15 protein-coding genes are annotated in these 15,142 nt (G+C 43.5%); all 15 read right to left on the reverse strand.

Features of this window, described 5'->3' with window-relative positions; genetic code table 11:
* Positions 1-2 precede the first annotated feature (2 nt).
* The 15 genes from ACIQXV_RS12000 to ACIQXV_RS12070 all read right to left on the reverse strand — a co-directional run bounded on the left by ACIQXV_RS12000 (position 3) and on the right by ACIQXV_RS12070 (position 15,132).
* Positions 3-968 carry a 5-oxoprolinase subunit C family protein gene (locus ACIQXV_RS12000; protein WP_402959037.1) on the reverse strand — a complete coding sequence of 322 codons (966 nt, stop codon included), beginning with the start codon at positions 966-968 and terminating at the stop codon, positions 3-5.
* Positions 947-1,687: a 5-oxoprolinase subunit PxpB gene (pxpB, locus tag ACIQXV_RS12005; protein WP_402959038.1), complete on the reverse strand. Its 741-nt coding sequence runs from the start codon at positions 1,685-1,687 to the stop codon at positions 947-949. Before pxpB ends, ACIQXV_RS12000 begins: the two co-directional genes overlap by 22 nt.
* Before the next feature lie 233 nt (positions 1,688-1,920).
* Positions 1,921-2,688 carry a LamB/YcsF family protein gene (locus tag ACIQXV_RS12010; protein ID WP_402959040.1) on the reverse strand — a complete coding sequence of 256 codons (768 nt, stop codon included), beginning with the start codon at positions 2,686-2,688 and terminating at the stop codon, positions 1,921-1,923.
* Positions 2,689-2,705: 17 nt separating this feature from the next.
* Positions 2,706-3,422 (reverse strand): FadR/GntR family transcriptional regulator, encoded by a 717-nt coding sequence (locus ACIQXV_RS12015; RefSeq protein WP_402959041.1) that lies wholly within the window; start codon positions 3,420-3,422, stop codon positions 2,706-2,708.
* 55 nt (positions 3,423-3,477) lie between these two features.
* Positions 3,478-4,194: an ABC transporter ATP-binding protein gene (locus ACIQXV_RS12020; protein ID WP_402959043.1), complete on the reverse strand. Its 717-nt coding sequence runs from the start codon at positions 4,192-4,194 to the stop codon at positions 3,478-3,480.
* The gene (locus ACIQXV_RS12025) at positions 4,191-4,964 is read right to left on the reverse strand and encodes an ABC transporter ATP-binding protein (RefSeq protein ID WP_402959256.1); all 774 of its coding nucleotides are present in this window, start codon (positions 4,962-4,964) and stop codon (positions 4,191-4,193) included. Before ACIQXV_RS12025 ends, ACIQXV_RS12020 begins: the two co-directional genes overlap by 4 nt.
* 26 nt (positions 4,965-4,990) lie before the next feature.
* Positions 4,991-5,995 (reverse strand): branched-chain amino acid ABC transporter permease, encoded by a 1,005-nt coding sequence (locus ACIQXV_RS12030; RefSeq protein ID WP_402959045.1) that lies wholly within the window; start codon positions 5,993-5,995, stop codon positions 4,991-4,993.
* A 3-nt stretch (positions 5,996-5,998) separates the two neighbouring features.
* A complete protein-coding gene (locus ACIQXV_RS12035; protein ID WP_402959047.1) occupies positions 5,999-6,901 on the reverse strand; it encodes a branched-chain amino acid ABC transporter permease in 903 nt (300 codons plus the stop codon).
* Positions 6,902-6,985: 84 nt separating this feature from the next.
* Positions 6,986-8,167: a branched-chain amino acid ABC transporter substrate-binding protein gene (locus ACIQXV_RS12040; RefSeq protein WP_402959049.1), complete on the reverse strand. Its 1,182-nt coding sequence runs from the start codon at positions 8,165-8,167 to the stop codon at positions 6,986-6,988.
* Positions 8,168-8,316: 149 nt separating this feature from the next.
* On the reverse strand, positions 8,317-9,102 hold the full coding sequence (locus ACIQXV_RS12045) for an SDR family NAD(P)-dependent oxidoreductase (RefSeq protein ID WP_402959051.1): 786 nt from the start codon (positions 9,100-9,102) through the stop codon (positions 8,317-8,319).
* A gap of 23 nt (positions 9,103-9,125) precedes the next feature.
* A complete protein-coding gene (locus ACIQXV_RS12050) occupies positions 9,126-10,292 on the reverse strand; it encodes an NAD(P)/FAD-dependent oxidoreductase (protein WP_402959053.1) in 1,167 nt (388 codons plus the stop codon).
* A 40-nt stretch (positions 10,293-10,332) separates the two neighbouring features.
* On the reverse strand, positions 10,333-11,991 hold the full coding sequence (locus ACIQXV_RS12055; RefSeq protein ID WP_402959055.1) for a thiamine pyrophosphate-dependent enzyme: 1,659 nt from the start codon (positions 11,989-11,991) through the stop codon (positions 10,333-10,335).
* A complete protein-coding gene (locus ACIQXV_RS12060) occupies positions 11,981-12,106 on the reverse strand; it encodes a hypothetical protein (protein WP_402959057.1) in 126 nt (41 codons plus the stop codon). Before ACIQXV_RS12060 ends, ACIQXV_RS12055 begins: the two co-directional genes overlap by 11 nt.
* A gap of 210 nt (positions 12,107-12,316) precedes the next feature.
* Positions 12,317-13,657, reverse strand: a complete 1,341-nt coding sequence (locus tag ACIQXV_RS12065; RefSeq protein WP_402959059.1) for a flavin monoamine oxidase family protein — start codon at positions 13,655-13,657, stop codon at positions 12,317-12,319.
* A gap of 53 nt (positions 13,658-13,710) precedes the next feature.
* Positions 13,711-15,132 carry an amino acid permease gene (locus ACIQXV_RS12070; RefSeq protein WP_402959061.1) on the reverse strand — a complete coding sequence of 474 codons (1,422 nt, stop codon included), beginning with the start codon at positions 15,130-15,132 and terminating at the stop codon, positions 13,711-13,713.
* Positions 15,133-15,142: the final 10 nt, after the last annotated feature.

Raw genomic sequence — 15,142 nt, forward strand, 5'->3', positions numbered from 1 at the left:
TTTTAACGAATTGGGATGAAATTTGCGCTCAACTCAAGCTGGGAAATTAGCCGCTCCTGAAACTTCCACTTTTCTTGTGCTTCTTCTATTTCAACCGGCTCAAAACAGATACGATCACCGGGTTTTCGCTGCGCCAAATAGGGGATATCGACTCCAATTACTACGCCTAATTTTGTGTACCCTCCGGAGGTTCCGCAATCAGCCATATGTACAATCGGCTGGCCGCTTCCCGGAACTTGAATCGTTCCGATTGTAATAAAATCAGAAATAATGTCTGCCCCCTTGATATGCTCCAATTGCGCGCCTTGTAACCTATACCCCATTCGATCAGAATCGTTTGTCACCATGTAAGGGGAATGAATAAACGTTTCTATAGACTGTTCAGTGAACTCCTGATGATGCGGCCCTAAGATGAATTGAATCGGACGTTCTCTTTCAAAATCAGGAAGATCAGTGGGCCGGATTCTTCTCCCGTGCAATTGGGAAAACTGAAACCGCGATGTTCCAATCGGGATTTCATCCCCCGCTTTAAGTGGTCTTCCATCTATCCCGCCATATTCCCCGCGAACATACGTAGACCGGCTGCCCATCACCATCGGGACCTGGACTCCACCGGCAAATGCAATATAAGATCGGGCTCCATATTGACAGCCTACAAAATGTAACTCATCACCTTTTTGGACTTTTAGTGCCTTCCACATTTGAATGGGCTGGCCATTTAGTAAAGGGGTAAGATCTGCCCCAGTTATCGCGATCACGCCGCTCGCATTAAATTGCAGCCGCGGCCCCACCAAGGTCAATTCCAGGGCAGCCTCATTCAGATCATTTCCGACGAGGATATTTGCAAGCCGAAACGAGACAGAATCCATTACACCACTGACGGATACACCGAAAATCCTGTAATGACGTCTCCCTAAGTCCTGAACAGTGGTGAGTAATCCCGGTTTTATAACTGTAACGAATTCCATTCCTGGTCCCACTTTCTTTGCCTTTTTTCGTCCCAGTTTTCAGCCTCGCTTGCCTTTATTGGGACATACTTCACATAGTCTCCGGCCTGGAGCAGGCATGGAGGATCAATGTTTGGATTGAATATATCCATCGGCGTCCATCCCATCAGGTGCCATCCAGAAGGAGCTGTCATCGTAAAAATTCCGCATAAGTTATTCACGATCTGAATCGTACCCTTTGGAACTTTTATTCTGGGATTCGACCTCCTTGGAAGTGACAGTCTCTTGTCAATGTCACCGCAATACGGATAGCCCGCAATAAATCCCAGCATATAGACAAAATAAGATTTCGATAGCAACAGCTGAATCACTTCATCAGTTGTCAAATCTGCCTTTTTAGCAACAATATCTAAATCGGCTCCATATTCATTTCCAAAAACAACTGGAAGGCTAATCGTTTTACTTTCCTGATCCATCTGTGTAGACTTGAAATCTTCTAACCCTTCTAAAAATGCTTTTAATTGAATAAATCCCACCACCTTGGGGTCATAGCAGACGGTAAGATTGTTAAATGCGGGTAAAAGCTGAATAATCCCGGGAATCTTGTTTGCCTGAATTAAATGAGCAAACATTTGCACCTGTTTGCTTACCTCAATGGAGATTTCATTTTTAAATTGAACTACGATCGCCTGATCACCCATGGGAAAATATAAAGGAGAGGAATTTGCCGTACCTATCATGAGTTCGCTGTCACCAACCTTTCTTGAGTATGGCGCATGAGATGAGATTACCTGGCGTTTGTATCGAGTTTACTTGCGATTGAGCCAAGTTTACTTGCGCATGTGCCTGGTTTACTTGCGCATGAGCCAATTTTACTGTCGCAAACCACATTTTCTGTCGCATGAGCCAGGTTTACTGTCGATTAAACCACATTACCTGTCACAAACACTCCTAACCAACCATTTTTCACTTACTAATGCCACGTGCCAACAGGTGCAACAGTTACTCCCGCTTCATCTAACCTTGTTTTCACCCGCCGGACAATTTCCAATGCCCCTGCTGTGTCCCCATGGACACAGACACTATCTGCTTTCATCGGTATATATTCCCCGTCAAGTGTTTTGGCTTTCCCCTCGATCACCATTCTGACGATATTGTCTGCTGCTACATCAGGGTCTTTGATGACTGCACCAGGAAATTTCCTCGAAACAAGAGTCCCTTCTTTTGTATAAGCACGGTCAGCGAACACCTCAAAAACGACCGATACCCCTTTTTCAACAGCTGCTTTATGGACTTCTGTCCCTTCGATCACAAACAATTTCGCCTCCGGGAGGACAAGGGATACCGCCTCCACGACGGCCTCAGCAACATTTCGGTTTACATAGGACATGTTCCCCATGCTTCCGTGTGACTTTACATGCTGGATGTCGACCTTATGCTTCCGGCAAAATGCCTCTAACGCACCGATTTGATAGATAATATAGTTAACTAAATCTCTTTTGCTGATATCCATATCCCTCCGGCCAAAGCCGTGAAGATCCGGATACCCCATATGAACCCCGACACCTACACCAAATTCTTTTGCCATGGCTACCGTTTGATCCATCACATTTGGATCGCCGGCATGGAAGCCACAGGCAATGTTAGCGGAGGTGATCAGTTTAATGACCTCTTCATCCATACCTAATTTATAGGCCCCGAAACTTTCACCCATATCGCAATTCAAATCGATAAATTTCATCCCTTTAGCCCCCATACTTATAAACTTGTAAACTTAGAATCTAACAAGTGCCTTTTTTTAGCATTGGCTATGTGAACCCGCATGGCTTTTTCAGCCCTGTCCGCATCCTGCTGTTCAATAGCTTGATATATTTCAAAATGTTCCGAAAGTACAGTTTGGCTTTTACCAGCCTTGATACTTCTGCTTCGCAAATGCTGCACCCCAAGTAAAAAAGTATCCGAAAATAATTTCACCGCATCGAGGAGTGTTGCATTCTGCGCGGCAGTGACAACCGCGATATGGAATTCATAGTCTTCTTCCGCGGCTATTTGATTCAGCGCATAGGCATTCTTCATTTTTTCATAGGCGATTTTAATCGCGTCCAAATCCGAAGCTGAACGCCTTGCAGCGGCTAGAAAGGCACCCTGCCCTTCAAGTCCTTCCCTTACTTCAAGTAGTTCTGCCAGGTTTAATCCTTGTTGATTCAGCAGGCCGTCCATTCGCGAGGTGAGAATATCTTGATTATCTTCTTTAAGAAAAATCCCAATTCCTTGTAAAATTTCTACCAGCCCCGCTGATTCCATCACACTGACAGCTTCCCGGACGGCATTTCGGGATACAGAAAGCCGATCTGCCAACTCCCTTTCCGATGGAAGCTTATCTCCCGGTTTTAACCCGCCATTCCGGATGGAGTCTTTAATTTGTTCAATTATTTCTTGATACACCCGCTTTTTTTGGATTGGTTTTAAATCCACCGATAACACACCTCCTTAAAAATAAATTAATTAATAATAATGCCGCCTTCCCCCTCTAAGCCCCCAAATAAGCCTTCACAATTTTATCGTCATCTCGTAATACGTCGGCGCTGTCATGCATGACGATCTCACCGGTTTCAATTATGTAACCTCTGCTGGCCAGCTTCAACGCAGCCTTGGCATTTTGTTCGATGAGCAAAATTGTCATTCCTTGTTTATTAATTTCGCGAATTATCCGCATAATTCCTTCTACTATGATCGGCGCAAGTCCCATCGACGGTTCATCTAACATTAATAGTTTTGGCTCAGCCATTAGGCCTCTGCTAATGGCTAACATTTGCTGTTCACCACCGCTCAAGGTTCCGGCTAATTGCATGTGCCGCTCTTTAAGGCGTGGGAACAGATCAAATGCACGCGTAATTCCCTCCTGAATAAACTTTTTATCTTTCCGTTTCGTATACCCTCCAAGCTCCAAGTTTTCGAGAACGGTCAGACCGCCAAAAATCCTCCGGCCTTCCGGAACGTGAACGATACCGGACTCGACAATTGTGTGGGGAAGCTTCCCGGCAATACTTTTCCCCTCAAACTCAAGCGTTCCGCTTTTGGGAACAACTAACCCACTAATCGTCTTTAATGTCGTACTTTTTCCGGCACCATTACTTCCTAGAAGTGCGACAATTTCACCTTGATTGACCTCTAATGAAATGCCTTTTAAGGCATGAATTTTTCCATAATACGAATGAATTTGGTCCAGTTTTAATAATGCGCTCAACTTGCATCCTCATCCCTTCCAAGATACGCCTCAATTACCTTTGGATTTCGCAGAACTTCTTCCGGCGTCCCCTCTGCAATTTTTTGACCATAGTCAATTACGATGACCTTTTCCGAGATTTTTTTAATTAGTCCCATATCATGGTCAATGATTAAAATCGATAATTTGTATTTATCACGTATACGTAAAATTAAATCGATTAATTGTTCTTTTTCCTCATGATTAAGACCGGCAGCCGGTTCATCTAATAAAAGAAATTTAGGGTTCGTTGCCAAAGCTCTGGCAATTTCTAAATAACGCTGCACCCCGTAAGGCAAATTTTTAGCAGCACGGTTCGCATATTTTCGGATTCCGACAAAATCGATACACTCAAACGCAACCTGTTCAATATGTGCTTCTTCTTCCTTTTGGGTCTTTGTTTTGAGAATCGCTCCCAAAAGCAGTTGTTTCGAACGGCAGTGCATCCCGGACTTTACATTATCAAGCACCGAAAGATCGGGAAATAAGCGCAGGTTCTGAAACGTTCGAGCCAGCCCAAGTTTGGTGATCTTACTCGGTTTTTGATTGTTTAAACTCTCTCCATCTAAAGAAATCGCTCCCTTTGTCGGGCGATAGAATCCTGTAATCATGTTAAAAACGGACGTTTTCCCCGCACCGTTTGGTCCAATCACACTTACGATTGAACTAGAATCGATGGTAAAGGATAAATCATTCACAGCGACCAGGCCGCCAAACTGCAGCGTTAAATTTTCTACTTGTAATACCGCCATCATTACACCTCTTTTCAATCTACGATTTAAGGATTTCCTTCAATATCTAATTCCTTCTTAAGCTGTATGGGAAGGGGCGGACTCTCAGTTCCATCGTCAGTATCAGGTTCTGCCTCTGTCTCATGCTTTGCCGGCCAGATCCCTTGCGGACGGAATAACATCATGACGATCATCACGATCCCGAATACCAAGAACCGCCAATCTGAAACATCCCTTAATGCTTCCGGAAGCATAATGACGATTATCGCACCAATCGTTACTCCCGTCACACTACCAATTCCGCCTAGAACAACTGCTAACAAAATCATGATAGATTGCAAGACTTTAAAGCTATTAGGGGAAACGGCACCCATCTTCACTGCAAAGAAGGAACCCGCTAAACCACCAATAATTGCGCCGGTTGTAAACGCGAGGAGTTTCATTTTTACTCGGTCTACTCCCATTGCCTCGGCAGCATCTTCATCCTCACGAATATAGGTCCATGCCCTGCCAACCCGTGATTTTCCCAACCGGGAGGTAACTAAGATTGTTAACACAGCAAGAACTAGGATCAAATAATAAAAATGGCTTGGTTCTGATAAAATAAACCCACCGAAATTAGGATTTGGAATTCCGAAAATCCCGGTAGCAGTTCCCGTAATTTTTAAATTTGTCGCTGTAATTCGGATAATCTCACCAAATCCTAGAGTGACGACCGCTAAGTAGTCACTGCGAAGCCGAAGCGTTGGGGCGCCAATGAGAACACCACAAATCGCAGAAAGACAAGCAGCAACAGGCAATGTGAGTAAAAAAGGCCAATCAAATGCGGTCATTAATATTCCAGTTGTATAGGCCCCGATGGCAAAAAAAGCAGCATATCCTAAATCAAGTAAGCCTGCGTACCCTGCAACGATATTGAGCCCTTGCGCTAGAATGATATATATTAAGGCCAGGATGCCGACATCTAACCAATAATTATTTGATAAAAATGGAAACACGAGCGCTAAAAGAAATAGGACGATTACGATAGGACGTTTCGAAATTTTTTTCATCTGTTACATCCTTTCCGTCACTTGTTTGCCTAAAATTCCAGTCGGCTTAAAGATTAAAAATAAGATAAGGATGCTAAATGCCAATACGTCCTTCCAGGCGCCGCCCATAAACATGGTTCCAAATGTTTCTAATATGCCAAGCATAAATCCACCAAGCATTGCCCCTTTAATATTTCCAATTCCACCCAATACTGCTGCAGTAAACGCCTTCAGACCCATAATAAATCCCATCATGAAGTTGATTGTTCCGTAATAAACAGCCGACATAATGCCTGCTGATGCTGCTAAGGCAGTACCAATGAAAAAGGTGATGGCTATAACGCGGTAAATATTAACCCCCATTAAACTGGTAGCTGTTTGGTCCATGGCAATGGCACGCATGGCCTTGCCAATGGCAGTGCCATGAATAAATTTTTGGAGCGCGAACATCAAAGCTGCTGCGACTAAAACTAAAATGATTTGTGAATAAGTAAGATTGGCACCTAAAAAGGTAAAACCTGTTGTTGGCAGTTTCACAGGAAAGCTGACGTAATTTGGACCCCAAGCAACCATGGAGCCATATTCTAGGGCGAGTCCAACCCCAAGGGCCGTTATCAAAAGTGATAAGCGCGGAGCATTCAACAAAGGGCGGTAGGCGACACGTTCAACACCCATTCCAACCAAACCAACCACTACGATTGTTATGAAAAAAACGACGCCAATTCCGAGCAAGCTCGAACCGATAGAACCGCCCATCAGAAACGATAAACCCGTATAGCCCAAAAAGGCTCCAAACATATAAAAATCTCCGTGGGCAAAATTTAACAGCCTGATGATGCCGTAAACCATTGTATAGCCTAGCGCGATTAAACTATAAAAAGCGCCCAGAACAAGACCGTCTCCTATAGTTTGGATGATGATATCCATTCCTTTCACCACTTTCCTATTAATCTTTAAAACCAGCCCCCTTGCCAATTACTTGCTACAAGGGGGACTGCTTATTCCATTCGCCTACTTATCCTCAATGACAATGCTGCCATCCTTGATTTTGATTAATATATATTTACCATTTTCTTTTGTTCCATCTTCCTGGAAGCTATAAGTCTCACCAAAGGCCGGGAAATCTTTCGTGTCTTTTATGGCCTGGATAATCGCTTTATGATCGGTGGCACTCTTGGCGCGTTTGATGACATCTGCTGCCAGACGAACGCCATCGTATTGTCTGTGACCATACATTAACGGATTCGATTTGTAAGTGTTCTTGTATTCTTCAAGGAATGCCTTAGCTTCAGGTGTATCAACATATTCAAGAGTTACGGTTTGTGAGAAAACGACGCCTTCTGCATTTTCCTTACCAGCAATGTCCATAAAAGGTTCGACCGGATTTCCATCCCCAGCCACGAATAAACCGGACACCCCTTTTTGTTTAAATTGCTTGACCAATAATCCGCCGGAATTATAAAAGCCTGTAAAATAAGTAGCATCAGGATTAAGTGTTTTTAGCTTTGTTGCTAATGCGCCAAAATCCTTTTCTTCTGGATTAATGGCTTCAAATGCAACAACCTTGCCGCCATTTTTCTCATGAAGTTCCTTCGTGATATCGGCAAGATCCCGCGCGTAATCGGAGTTATCATGCACGAGGGCAATTTTTTTAATATCCTTCTTCTTGAAGTATTCAGATACCTCTTTTCCTTGATCTAATACCATACTATTAATTAAGAAAAGGTTCTTATATCCTTGCTGTGGGAGTTGAGGAGAGTTTGCCCCAACCAGGATGACAGGCATTCCCGCTTTATTAAACGTTCCGCTTGCCGGAAGAGCAGCGGATGAGCAATATGTGCCGACCACCATGCTTACTTTTTCTTGAATCAGCTTATTAGCAGCGGTTACCGCTTGCTGAGGGTCACAGGCATCATCTTGGATCACTAATTTTATTTTCTTTCCATCAATTCCACCCTCATCATTGATATGTTTGGCGGCCAATTCTGCACCATTTACCATATCCTTACCCTCTGCCGCACTTTGACCTGTAGTTGGAGCCATCACACCGATTTTGATGACATCACTATCTCCGCCATTTGAGTCACCCTTAGAACTGCTTCCCCCCCCAGTCTTTGCATTACAAGCGCTCAAAAATATAGACAATACCAACATGGCCACTACGAATAGTGGAAACTTATAATTTTTTCCCATCCATCGATTCCCCTTTTCTGATCGTAATTGTTTTTTTATAAAATCACCGCTACTTGCAAAATTACATTTGTTGAAGGAAAACCTCCCTTCCCTGCCAATTTTGGAGGTATGTATTTTCTAAGGAGCACTTCTATTCAATAAAAAACGGATTAATCGAACAAGAGGGGGCGTGCAAGCTTGACAAAGGCAGCACCGTCAACCATTAACGAATGACCGCTGATATAGCTCGCTTCGTCAGACATGAGAAACAGACAGGCATTTGCAATGTCTTCTCCCGTACTTATTCGTCCAAGAGGCTGGAACTTTAGCGTTTCCTGAAATGCCTCATTCGGGTCGGGTAGATTTTTAAATGTTTCATATAACATCGGCGTATCCACTGTACTTGGGCAAACAGCGTTCACGCGAATATTCAGCTTTCCGCAATCTAGGGCCATTTGTCTCGTTAATGCGGTCATCCCGCCTTTCGATGCGGCATAAGCAGCCAGGCGCGTAATCGTCCGGTAAGCATGCCAGGAAGCAATATTTACAATGGCACCGCCTCCGCGTTTTTCTATCTCGGGGATGGCGTATTTAGAACAAAGGAAGGTCCCGGTTAAATTCACATTCATAACCCTATTCCATTCCTCTAAAGTTGTTTCAACAACAGACTTCCGCATCGTCGCAGCCGCGTTATTGACCAAAACATCAACCCCGCCAAACTGCTGGATGGTCTGGTCTATTAGGTTGATGACATCCTGTTCTTTACTTACGTCTGTCTTCACAAATATGGCGTCGATCCCCGCTGTTTTTAAGCAATCAAGCGCTTTTGCCCCAGTTTCTTCATTAATATCGGCAATCACTACTTTCGCCCCATGTTCCCCTGCCTTTTTAGCAATCGCTTCCCCAATCCCTTGACTTCCTCCAGTTATAATCGACACTTTATCTTTTAAACGCATTTATTTATCTCCAATCAATGTTTTTAAAAAACCGCCATTTCAAGTACGAGTTCATTTTTTTCAAATCGCTCAATTGATAGGGCTGACATGTCAATGGTTTCAAATTTGCCCAAGCGAATTAATTCCGACAGTCCTTTTCCAACCGCTGGCGCTTGTTGAAAACCGTGACCGCTAAAGCCGGTGGCAATATAGTAACCTCTCATTTTTGGGTGCCCGCTTATAATGCCATTTTGATCAATGTAATTGTAATCATAGAGGCCTGCCCAACCCCGCTCGAGCTTCAACTGTTCAAAATTAGCGGATCGTTCTGCTAACAATGGCCAAATCTCCTCTTCAAAATAAGAACGCTCCCAGTGGAAGTCATATCCGAAAGGCACATCATTCCCCCAGCCCACGATTACTTTAGACCCCTCACTTCGAAAATGAATCCCTGTCGGATCAAAAGTAAAGGGCAGCTCTTTTATGAAACGCTTGGCTAAATCTATGCAAAAAACTTGACGTCGCAGCGGACGGACCGGTATCTCAATCCCGATGGTTTGGCTAAGCTCTCCGGACCAGGCGCCACAGGCATTTACGACAATAGGGGCATCATGTTTTTCACCTGATTTCAATTGAATTCCCGTGATCTGATCCCCCTCAGACAATAGACAATCCACTTCTTCGTAAATATACTTCGCTCCTAACCGTTTGGCTTTTCGAACATAGGCTTGTAAAACAGAATACGGGTCAATGTTACCTGCATCCGGATCAAACACGGCGCCTGCCAAATCCGCCACATTCAATTCCGGGATATAGTCTTTAATCTCCTCCGGCGGCATCAATATTGCGTTGACACCTAATTTCCTTTGTATGTTCATGATTTCTTTATAAGTTGGGAGTGTTTTATCGTTTAGCAGGTATAAATATCCATGCTGTTTAAAATCAATCAATGCCTGCTCCCCATCAATGGCCATTTCTTCCTCGAATTTTTTATACATATGGAAACTATACTGACTCATCCGAATGTTAATTTCTGTGCTAAAAGTCTGCCTGATTCCTCCTTCACTTCTTGGTGTGGAGGAAAATTCATATTGCGGATCTTTTTCAAAAATGGCGATATCTCCCGTAAAGCCGTCCTTTAACAAGTGGTAGGCTAAACTCGCCGACATGATCCCCCCGCCGACAATAATGATGTCGTGTTTGTTGGCCATACAATTTACCTCATTTCCACGATAGTAAAAAGGTAATTTCCTAGTTTAAATGGTTGGCTTCCTTCATTGGCTTTGCTTGGTTCGCTGAAAGAATCAGAGAATTTGTCATCACTTCAATCAGCGCTGGACATTTGGCGGAAAGGGCCCGTTGAAGCGCCGGGATAAAATCAATATTCTTTTCTACTTTTTCGCCGTGCCCGCCAAATAGCTGGGCCATTTTTGCAAAACTAGGATTCGTTAATTCTGTCCCCACGACCCGATTGGGGAAATGTTTTTCCTGATGCATCCGAATAGTGCCATACATATTATTGTTTACGACAATGGAAATCACCGGAATGTTATAACGAACAGCCGTTTCGATCTCCTGCATGGTCATCATAAATCCGCCATCCCCTGAAAAAGAAATGACTGGTTGAGTGGGATGTGCCAGCTTCGCACCAATCGCTGAAGGCAGACCATATCCCATAGCACCCGAAGTCGGGCCAAGGAATGTCCCTGCTTGCTCAAACCGATAATATCTTGATAACCATGAATAGAAATTCCCAGCGTCAGTGGTTATGATGGAATCTTTCGGGATATTTTGGATAAAATCATAGATCATCCCATCCATATCCACATAGTCAACCTGGTAATCTTGTTTAGGGGTAGAGTACACTATGTATTTTTCGTGCAATGTACTTACCAATTGTTTTCGAGTTGGGTTATTATTCGCTTCGATGATGGGTAACAAATGTTTAAGAAATTCATTTACATCTGCAGCAATTGCTAAGGAAGGAGTGTGAACTTTGCCAATTACGTCGGGGCTTACATCTACATGTATGAGATTGGCGTTGTCTGTTAAAAGAGTATAATCTTGTGTTGTGATTTGCGAGAATCTAGTACCTAGACCAAGGACCGCATCTGCCTTTTTGATATAATCTAACAAATAAGCCGGTGTACTCAGACCTAATGAACCAATATAATTCGGATGGGAATTCGGGAAAGCGTCAAATCGTCTAAAAGCCGTAACGACCGGAATTTGTAATTCCTCGGCTAATTGTATGAGTGGTTGTGTTGCCATTGATTTAAGGACCCCTCCGCCGGCAATAATAACGGGGCGGTTAGCGTTAACGAGCTTTTCGGCAGCTTCCTTAACGGACTCAACATCTGGTGGTGCGGGCCTTAATCGGATCGGCTTGTTGACTTTTATTTCGGTGGTATCAGTTAACATATCTTCTGGCAATGCCACTAAAACGGGTCCCGGCCGGCCGGAACGTGCGATATGAAATGCTCTTTGCAGCAATTCAGGGATTCGCTCTGCGCTGTCAATTTCTACTGTCCATTTGCACAAGTGGCTGAAAAAGGAAACTAAATCGACTTCTTGAAAAGCTTCTTTGCCTTTATATGGACGGTCAATCTGTCCAATCAGTGCCACCATTGGAGTGGAATCCTGTTGAGCCGTATGGATCCCAATGGCCAAGTTGGCTGAACCCACCCCTCTTGTTGCCATGCAGACACCCACTTCTCCGGACGCCTTGGCATAGCCTTCAGCCATAAAGGCGGCTCCACCTTCATGACGGGCGGAAATAGTTTCGATTTCAGGTGTGTCGTAAAAGGCATCAAGTACACTTAGGAAGCTTTCACCCGGTACAAAAAATACCTTCCTCACTCCTTCTTCTCGTAACACTTCAACTACAGCTTTACCACCGTTACATTTCATCCACTAAGTCTCCTTCCGTGTATCCGCTTTCATTTCCTACATCGCTTAACATGATGGGTCTGAAATTAGGGTCGATTCTATTTCCAAAGTTACCGGAACAAACTGGTTCTATCACTTTTCCCAACCTTTCTGTGTAAAGGTAGAAAAATAGTATCATTCCAACTGGTAGGTCCACCGGTTGACTGGATAATGTTACTATATTACAGTCCATACCACCTGTCAACCGAAAATTTAAAATATTCAAAATAGTACATCTGATTCTTTTATGACCATTTGAACGAAAAAAGTGTTCCCTTTTCGAGAACACTTCAAATAACGAATTCATTTATCCTTTTTGGGCAGAAATCGGCCGTTTACCATCCACATCTCCTGTAAGAAACTTATGAACTTTTCTACTTACAGTCAGCCCATTTTCGATAGCTCCATCAATAAACCCAGCCCATCCATTTGCATAGGTAGTCCCCGCTAAAAAGACAGCATTTTCAGGCGTATTCCATTCTTGATGATAAGTGGTTAACTGATTGGGCTTCAGCATGGGCCATGTTTCTTTGGAAAATTCATCGTTCACCCAGTCATGGCCGGTAGTTTCGACTACTTGAATATCCGGAATCCAGTGTCTTAATGCCTTTTCTACACCAACTCTATCTTCAGGGTTCAACATCTCGGCACTCGGACCAAATCCGACGACAATGCTGTCTCCGTCAACATAACGATCCAAATGGACCGAATTTAATGGATACCAGCCAGGAGCTAACGCATCAAAAGGTTCCAATTCACCTTTCACACGTGCCCAAACCTTGACCCCTTTTGAAGTTTGACCCTCTTTGGAGGAAGCCTGTTTTTCTAAAGAAAGGGCTGGATTAAATTCAATCCCCTGTAGTGTGGTTAGCGGTACGGTTACAATGACAGCATTTCCTGTAAAGGTATTACCGTCTTCGGCGATGACCTTTACAGAATTTTTGTTGTGTTCTATTCTCTTCACAACAGTTGATAGATGTAGATCTGCTGCTGCATCGGCAGCAATTGCCTCTATTAATGCTTTGGTACCCTTCTTTATTCGAAAGCTAGAGATCATCGCACTATGTGTATCCCAGTTTCCTTGCGAGAAGGCCCACCAGCGGAAAATTTGGGTCACCGCACCCTTATTCGGGTCACCGCAGTAATCGGAAGCTACCCAGCCGTGCAAGATATCATATTCTTCGTTTGTTAAACCAAAATCTCTCATAAATTGTTCGGCTGTTACACCATCCAGCTCTCTAAAACTCTCAGCATTTAAAGGCTGATAAGGTAACGGCATATGCTTATTGCTTTCACTCATTAATTTTTCAACAGTCGGTCTCAGTTTATCTTTAAATTCCGTAACCGTTGCTGAATTGGTCTTACCTCCTGCAATCCAATATACTTTTTCCGTACCTGGACCTGAAGTGAGCTCTAGTCCGTATCTTGTTATCTCTGTCCAAACATGCGGCTGATGCCAATGGACATAGGTGCCGCCCATTTCGAGTTCGGAACCTAGACGATGATCCAGCCAGGTACGCCCCCCAAGCCGGTCACGCGCTTCTAAGATTAAGACATTGTGACCCAATAGCCGAAGTTCTCTTGCTGCGGTTAATCCTGAAAACCCTGCTCCAACAATTATGATATCAAAATTCTTTGAATAGCTCATAAACATCCTCCTATTACATTAATAGCTGTATCCAGCTTTAAAGGTAATTAATTCTAGACCTCTTCCGTTTCAACATTTGGCGTTTCTAATGGAAGGGTTATATTATTACGCTTAAATTTAAAATAATAATAAACGTAGCATGCAGCAATAAAGCCAAAACCCCAATATAGGGATGTCCGCTGAGTTTCATCAAACGCGGTGAAGGCAAAGATGAATAAACACATCACGATACAAAGAATCGGAACAAATGGGTAGAGCGGTACTTTATATTTAAGGTCCTCGACCTTGCCGCCATTTTTAATATATTGTCTACGAAAACCAATTTGGGCAACGGCAATCGCCAGCCATGTAAGAGTTCCGCCAATCCCGCTTATGGCGAGTAGGACTACAAATAAAGTATCTTCAGCTACTACACTCGTAAGAAGTGATACCAATGCAAATCCTAACGTGACTAATAAGGCGTATTGAGGCACACCCCGCTTGTTCAACTTTCCAAATACTTTAGGTGCCATGCCTGTTTCGGAAAGTGAAAATAAAATTCGTGTACAGGCAAATAATCCTGTATTGCCAACGGAAAGGATGGCTGTCAATATGACAAAATTCATGATATCCGCTGCATATGGAATTCCTACCATATCAAAAACAGTAACAAACGGACTTTCAAGGACGCCAGCCTTTTTATAAGGAACAAGTGCTGATAGGACAAAAATAGCCAAAACGTAGAATATGAGAATTCGGAAAACAATCGTTCGAATCGCTTTGGGAATATTTTTTTCCGGTTCTTCTGTTTCACCTGCCGCTACACCCATTATTTCTGACCCCTGGAAAGCATAGATCACCGTCATCATCGAAATGAATACACCTACCATACCGGCTGGGAACAATCCATCACCGATAAAATGGTTTAAATATGGCGTTGGTTCATTTTCAAGACTAATGACCCCGAAAACCGCACCGAGTCCGACAATGATAAACAGAATGACGGCAACCACTTTAATACCGGCAAACCAATACTCTGTTTCTGCAAAAACTTTTGTTGTAAGTGAATTGATTGAAAATAGTAAAATGACAAAAATGGCACACCAGATCCAAGTTGGAACATCAGGAAACCACCTTTTCATGAGCAGCCCTGCCGCGACGAATTCAAGTCCTACGTATAATGCCCAGCTAAACCAATAAATCCAGCCGACAACAAACCCTGTAGCAGGCCCAATAAACTTAGTTGCATGGGCTTGGAACGATCCGGAAACCGGCATCACGACAGACAATTCTCCTAAACAGACCATGGCTAGATACATAAGTAATCCGCCCACAAGATACGCCAATATTGCTCCTGCTGGACCTGCCTCTCCGATGGCGTAACCGGAACCTAAAAATAGCCCAGTACCTATGATTCCTCCTAAAGACATCATAAATAAGTGTCTGCTTTTCATTGCTCGTTTTAATTTGTGCTGGCTTTCTTGATGTACTGACATTCACTTCACC

It is taken from the genome of Neobacillus sp. NPDC097160, assembly GCF_044762155.1.
Taxonomy (GTDB): Bacteria; Bacillota; Bacilli; order Bacillales; family Cytobacillaceae; genus Neobacillus.

Bases quoted from the DNA above. Each gene is read 5' to 3' on its own strand.
- pxpB (WP_402959038.1), bottom strand. From the start codon at position 1,687: ATGATAGGTACGGCAAATTCCTCTCCTTTATATTTTCCCATGGGTGAT.
- ACIQXV_RS12010 (WP_402959040.1), bottom strand. From the start codon at position 2,688: ATGAAATTTATCGATTTGAATTGCGATATGGGTGAAAGTTTCGGGGCC.
- ACIQXV_RS12055 (WP_402959055.1), bottom strand. From the start codon at position 11,991: ATGAAATGTAACGGTGGTAAAGCTGTAGTTGAAGTGTTACGAGAAGAA.
- ACIQXV_RS12070 (WP_402959061.1), bottom strand. From the start codon at position 15,132: ATGTCAGTACATCAAGAAAGCCAGCACAAATTAAAACGAGCAATGAAA.
- ACIQXV_RS12035 (WP_402959047.1), bottom strand. From the start codon at position 6,901: ATGGATATCATCATCCAAACTATAGGAGACGGTCTTGTTCTGGGCGCT.
- ACIQXV_RS12030 (WP_402959045.1), bottom strand. From the start codon at position 5,995: ATGAAAAAAATTTCGAAACGTCCTATCGTAATCGTCCTATTTCTTTTA.
- ACIQXV_RS12000 (WP_402959037.1), bottom strand. From the start codon at position 968: ATGGAATTCGTTACAGTTATAAAACCGGGATTACTCACCACTGTTCAG.
- ACIQXV_RS12050 (WP_402959053.1), bottom strand. From the start codon at position 10,292: ATGGCCAACAAACACGACATCATTATTGTCGGCGGGGGGATCATGTCG.
- ACIQXV_RS12040 (WP_402959049.1), bottom strand. From the start codon at position 8,167: ATGGGAAAAAATTATAAGTTTCCACTATTCGTAGTGGCCATGTTGGTA.
- ACIQXV_RS12045 (WP_402959051.1), bottom strand. From the start codon at position 9,102: ATGCGTTTAAAAGATAAAGTGTCGATTATAACTGGAGGAAGTCAAGGG.
- ACIQXV_RS12025 (WP_402959256.1), bottom strand. From the start codon at position 4,964: ATGGCGGTATTACAAGTAGAAAATTTAACGCTGCAGTTTGGCGGCCTG.
- ACIQXV_RS12065 (WP_402959059.1), bottom strand. From the start codon at position 13,657: ATGAGCTATTCAAAGAATTTTGATATCATAATTGTTGGAGCAGGGTTT.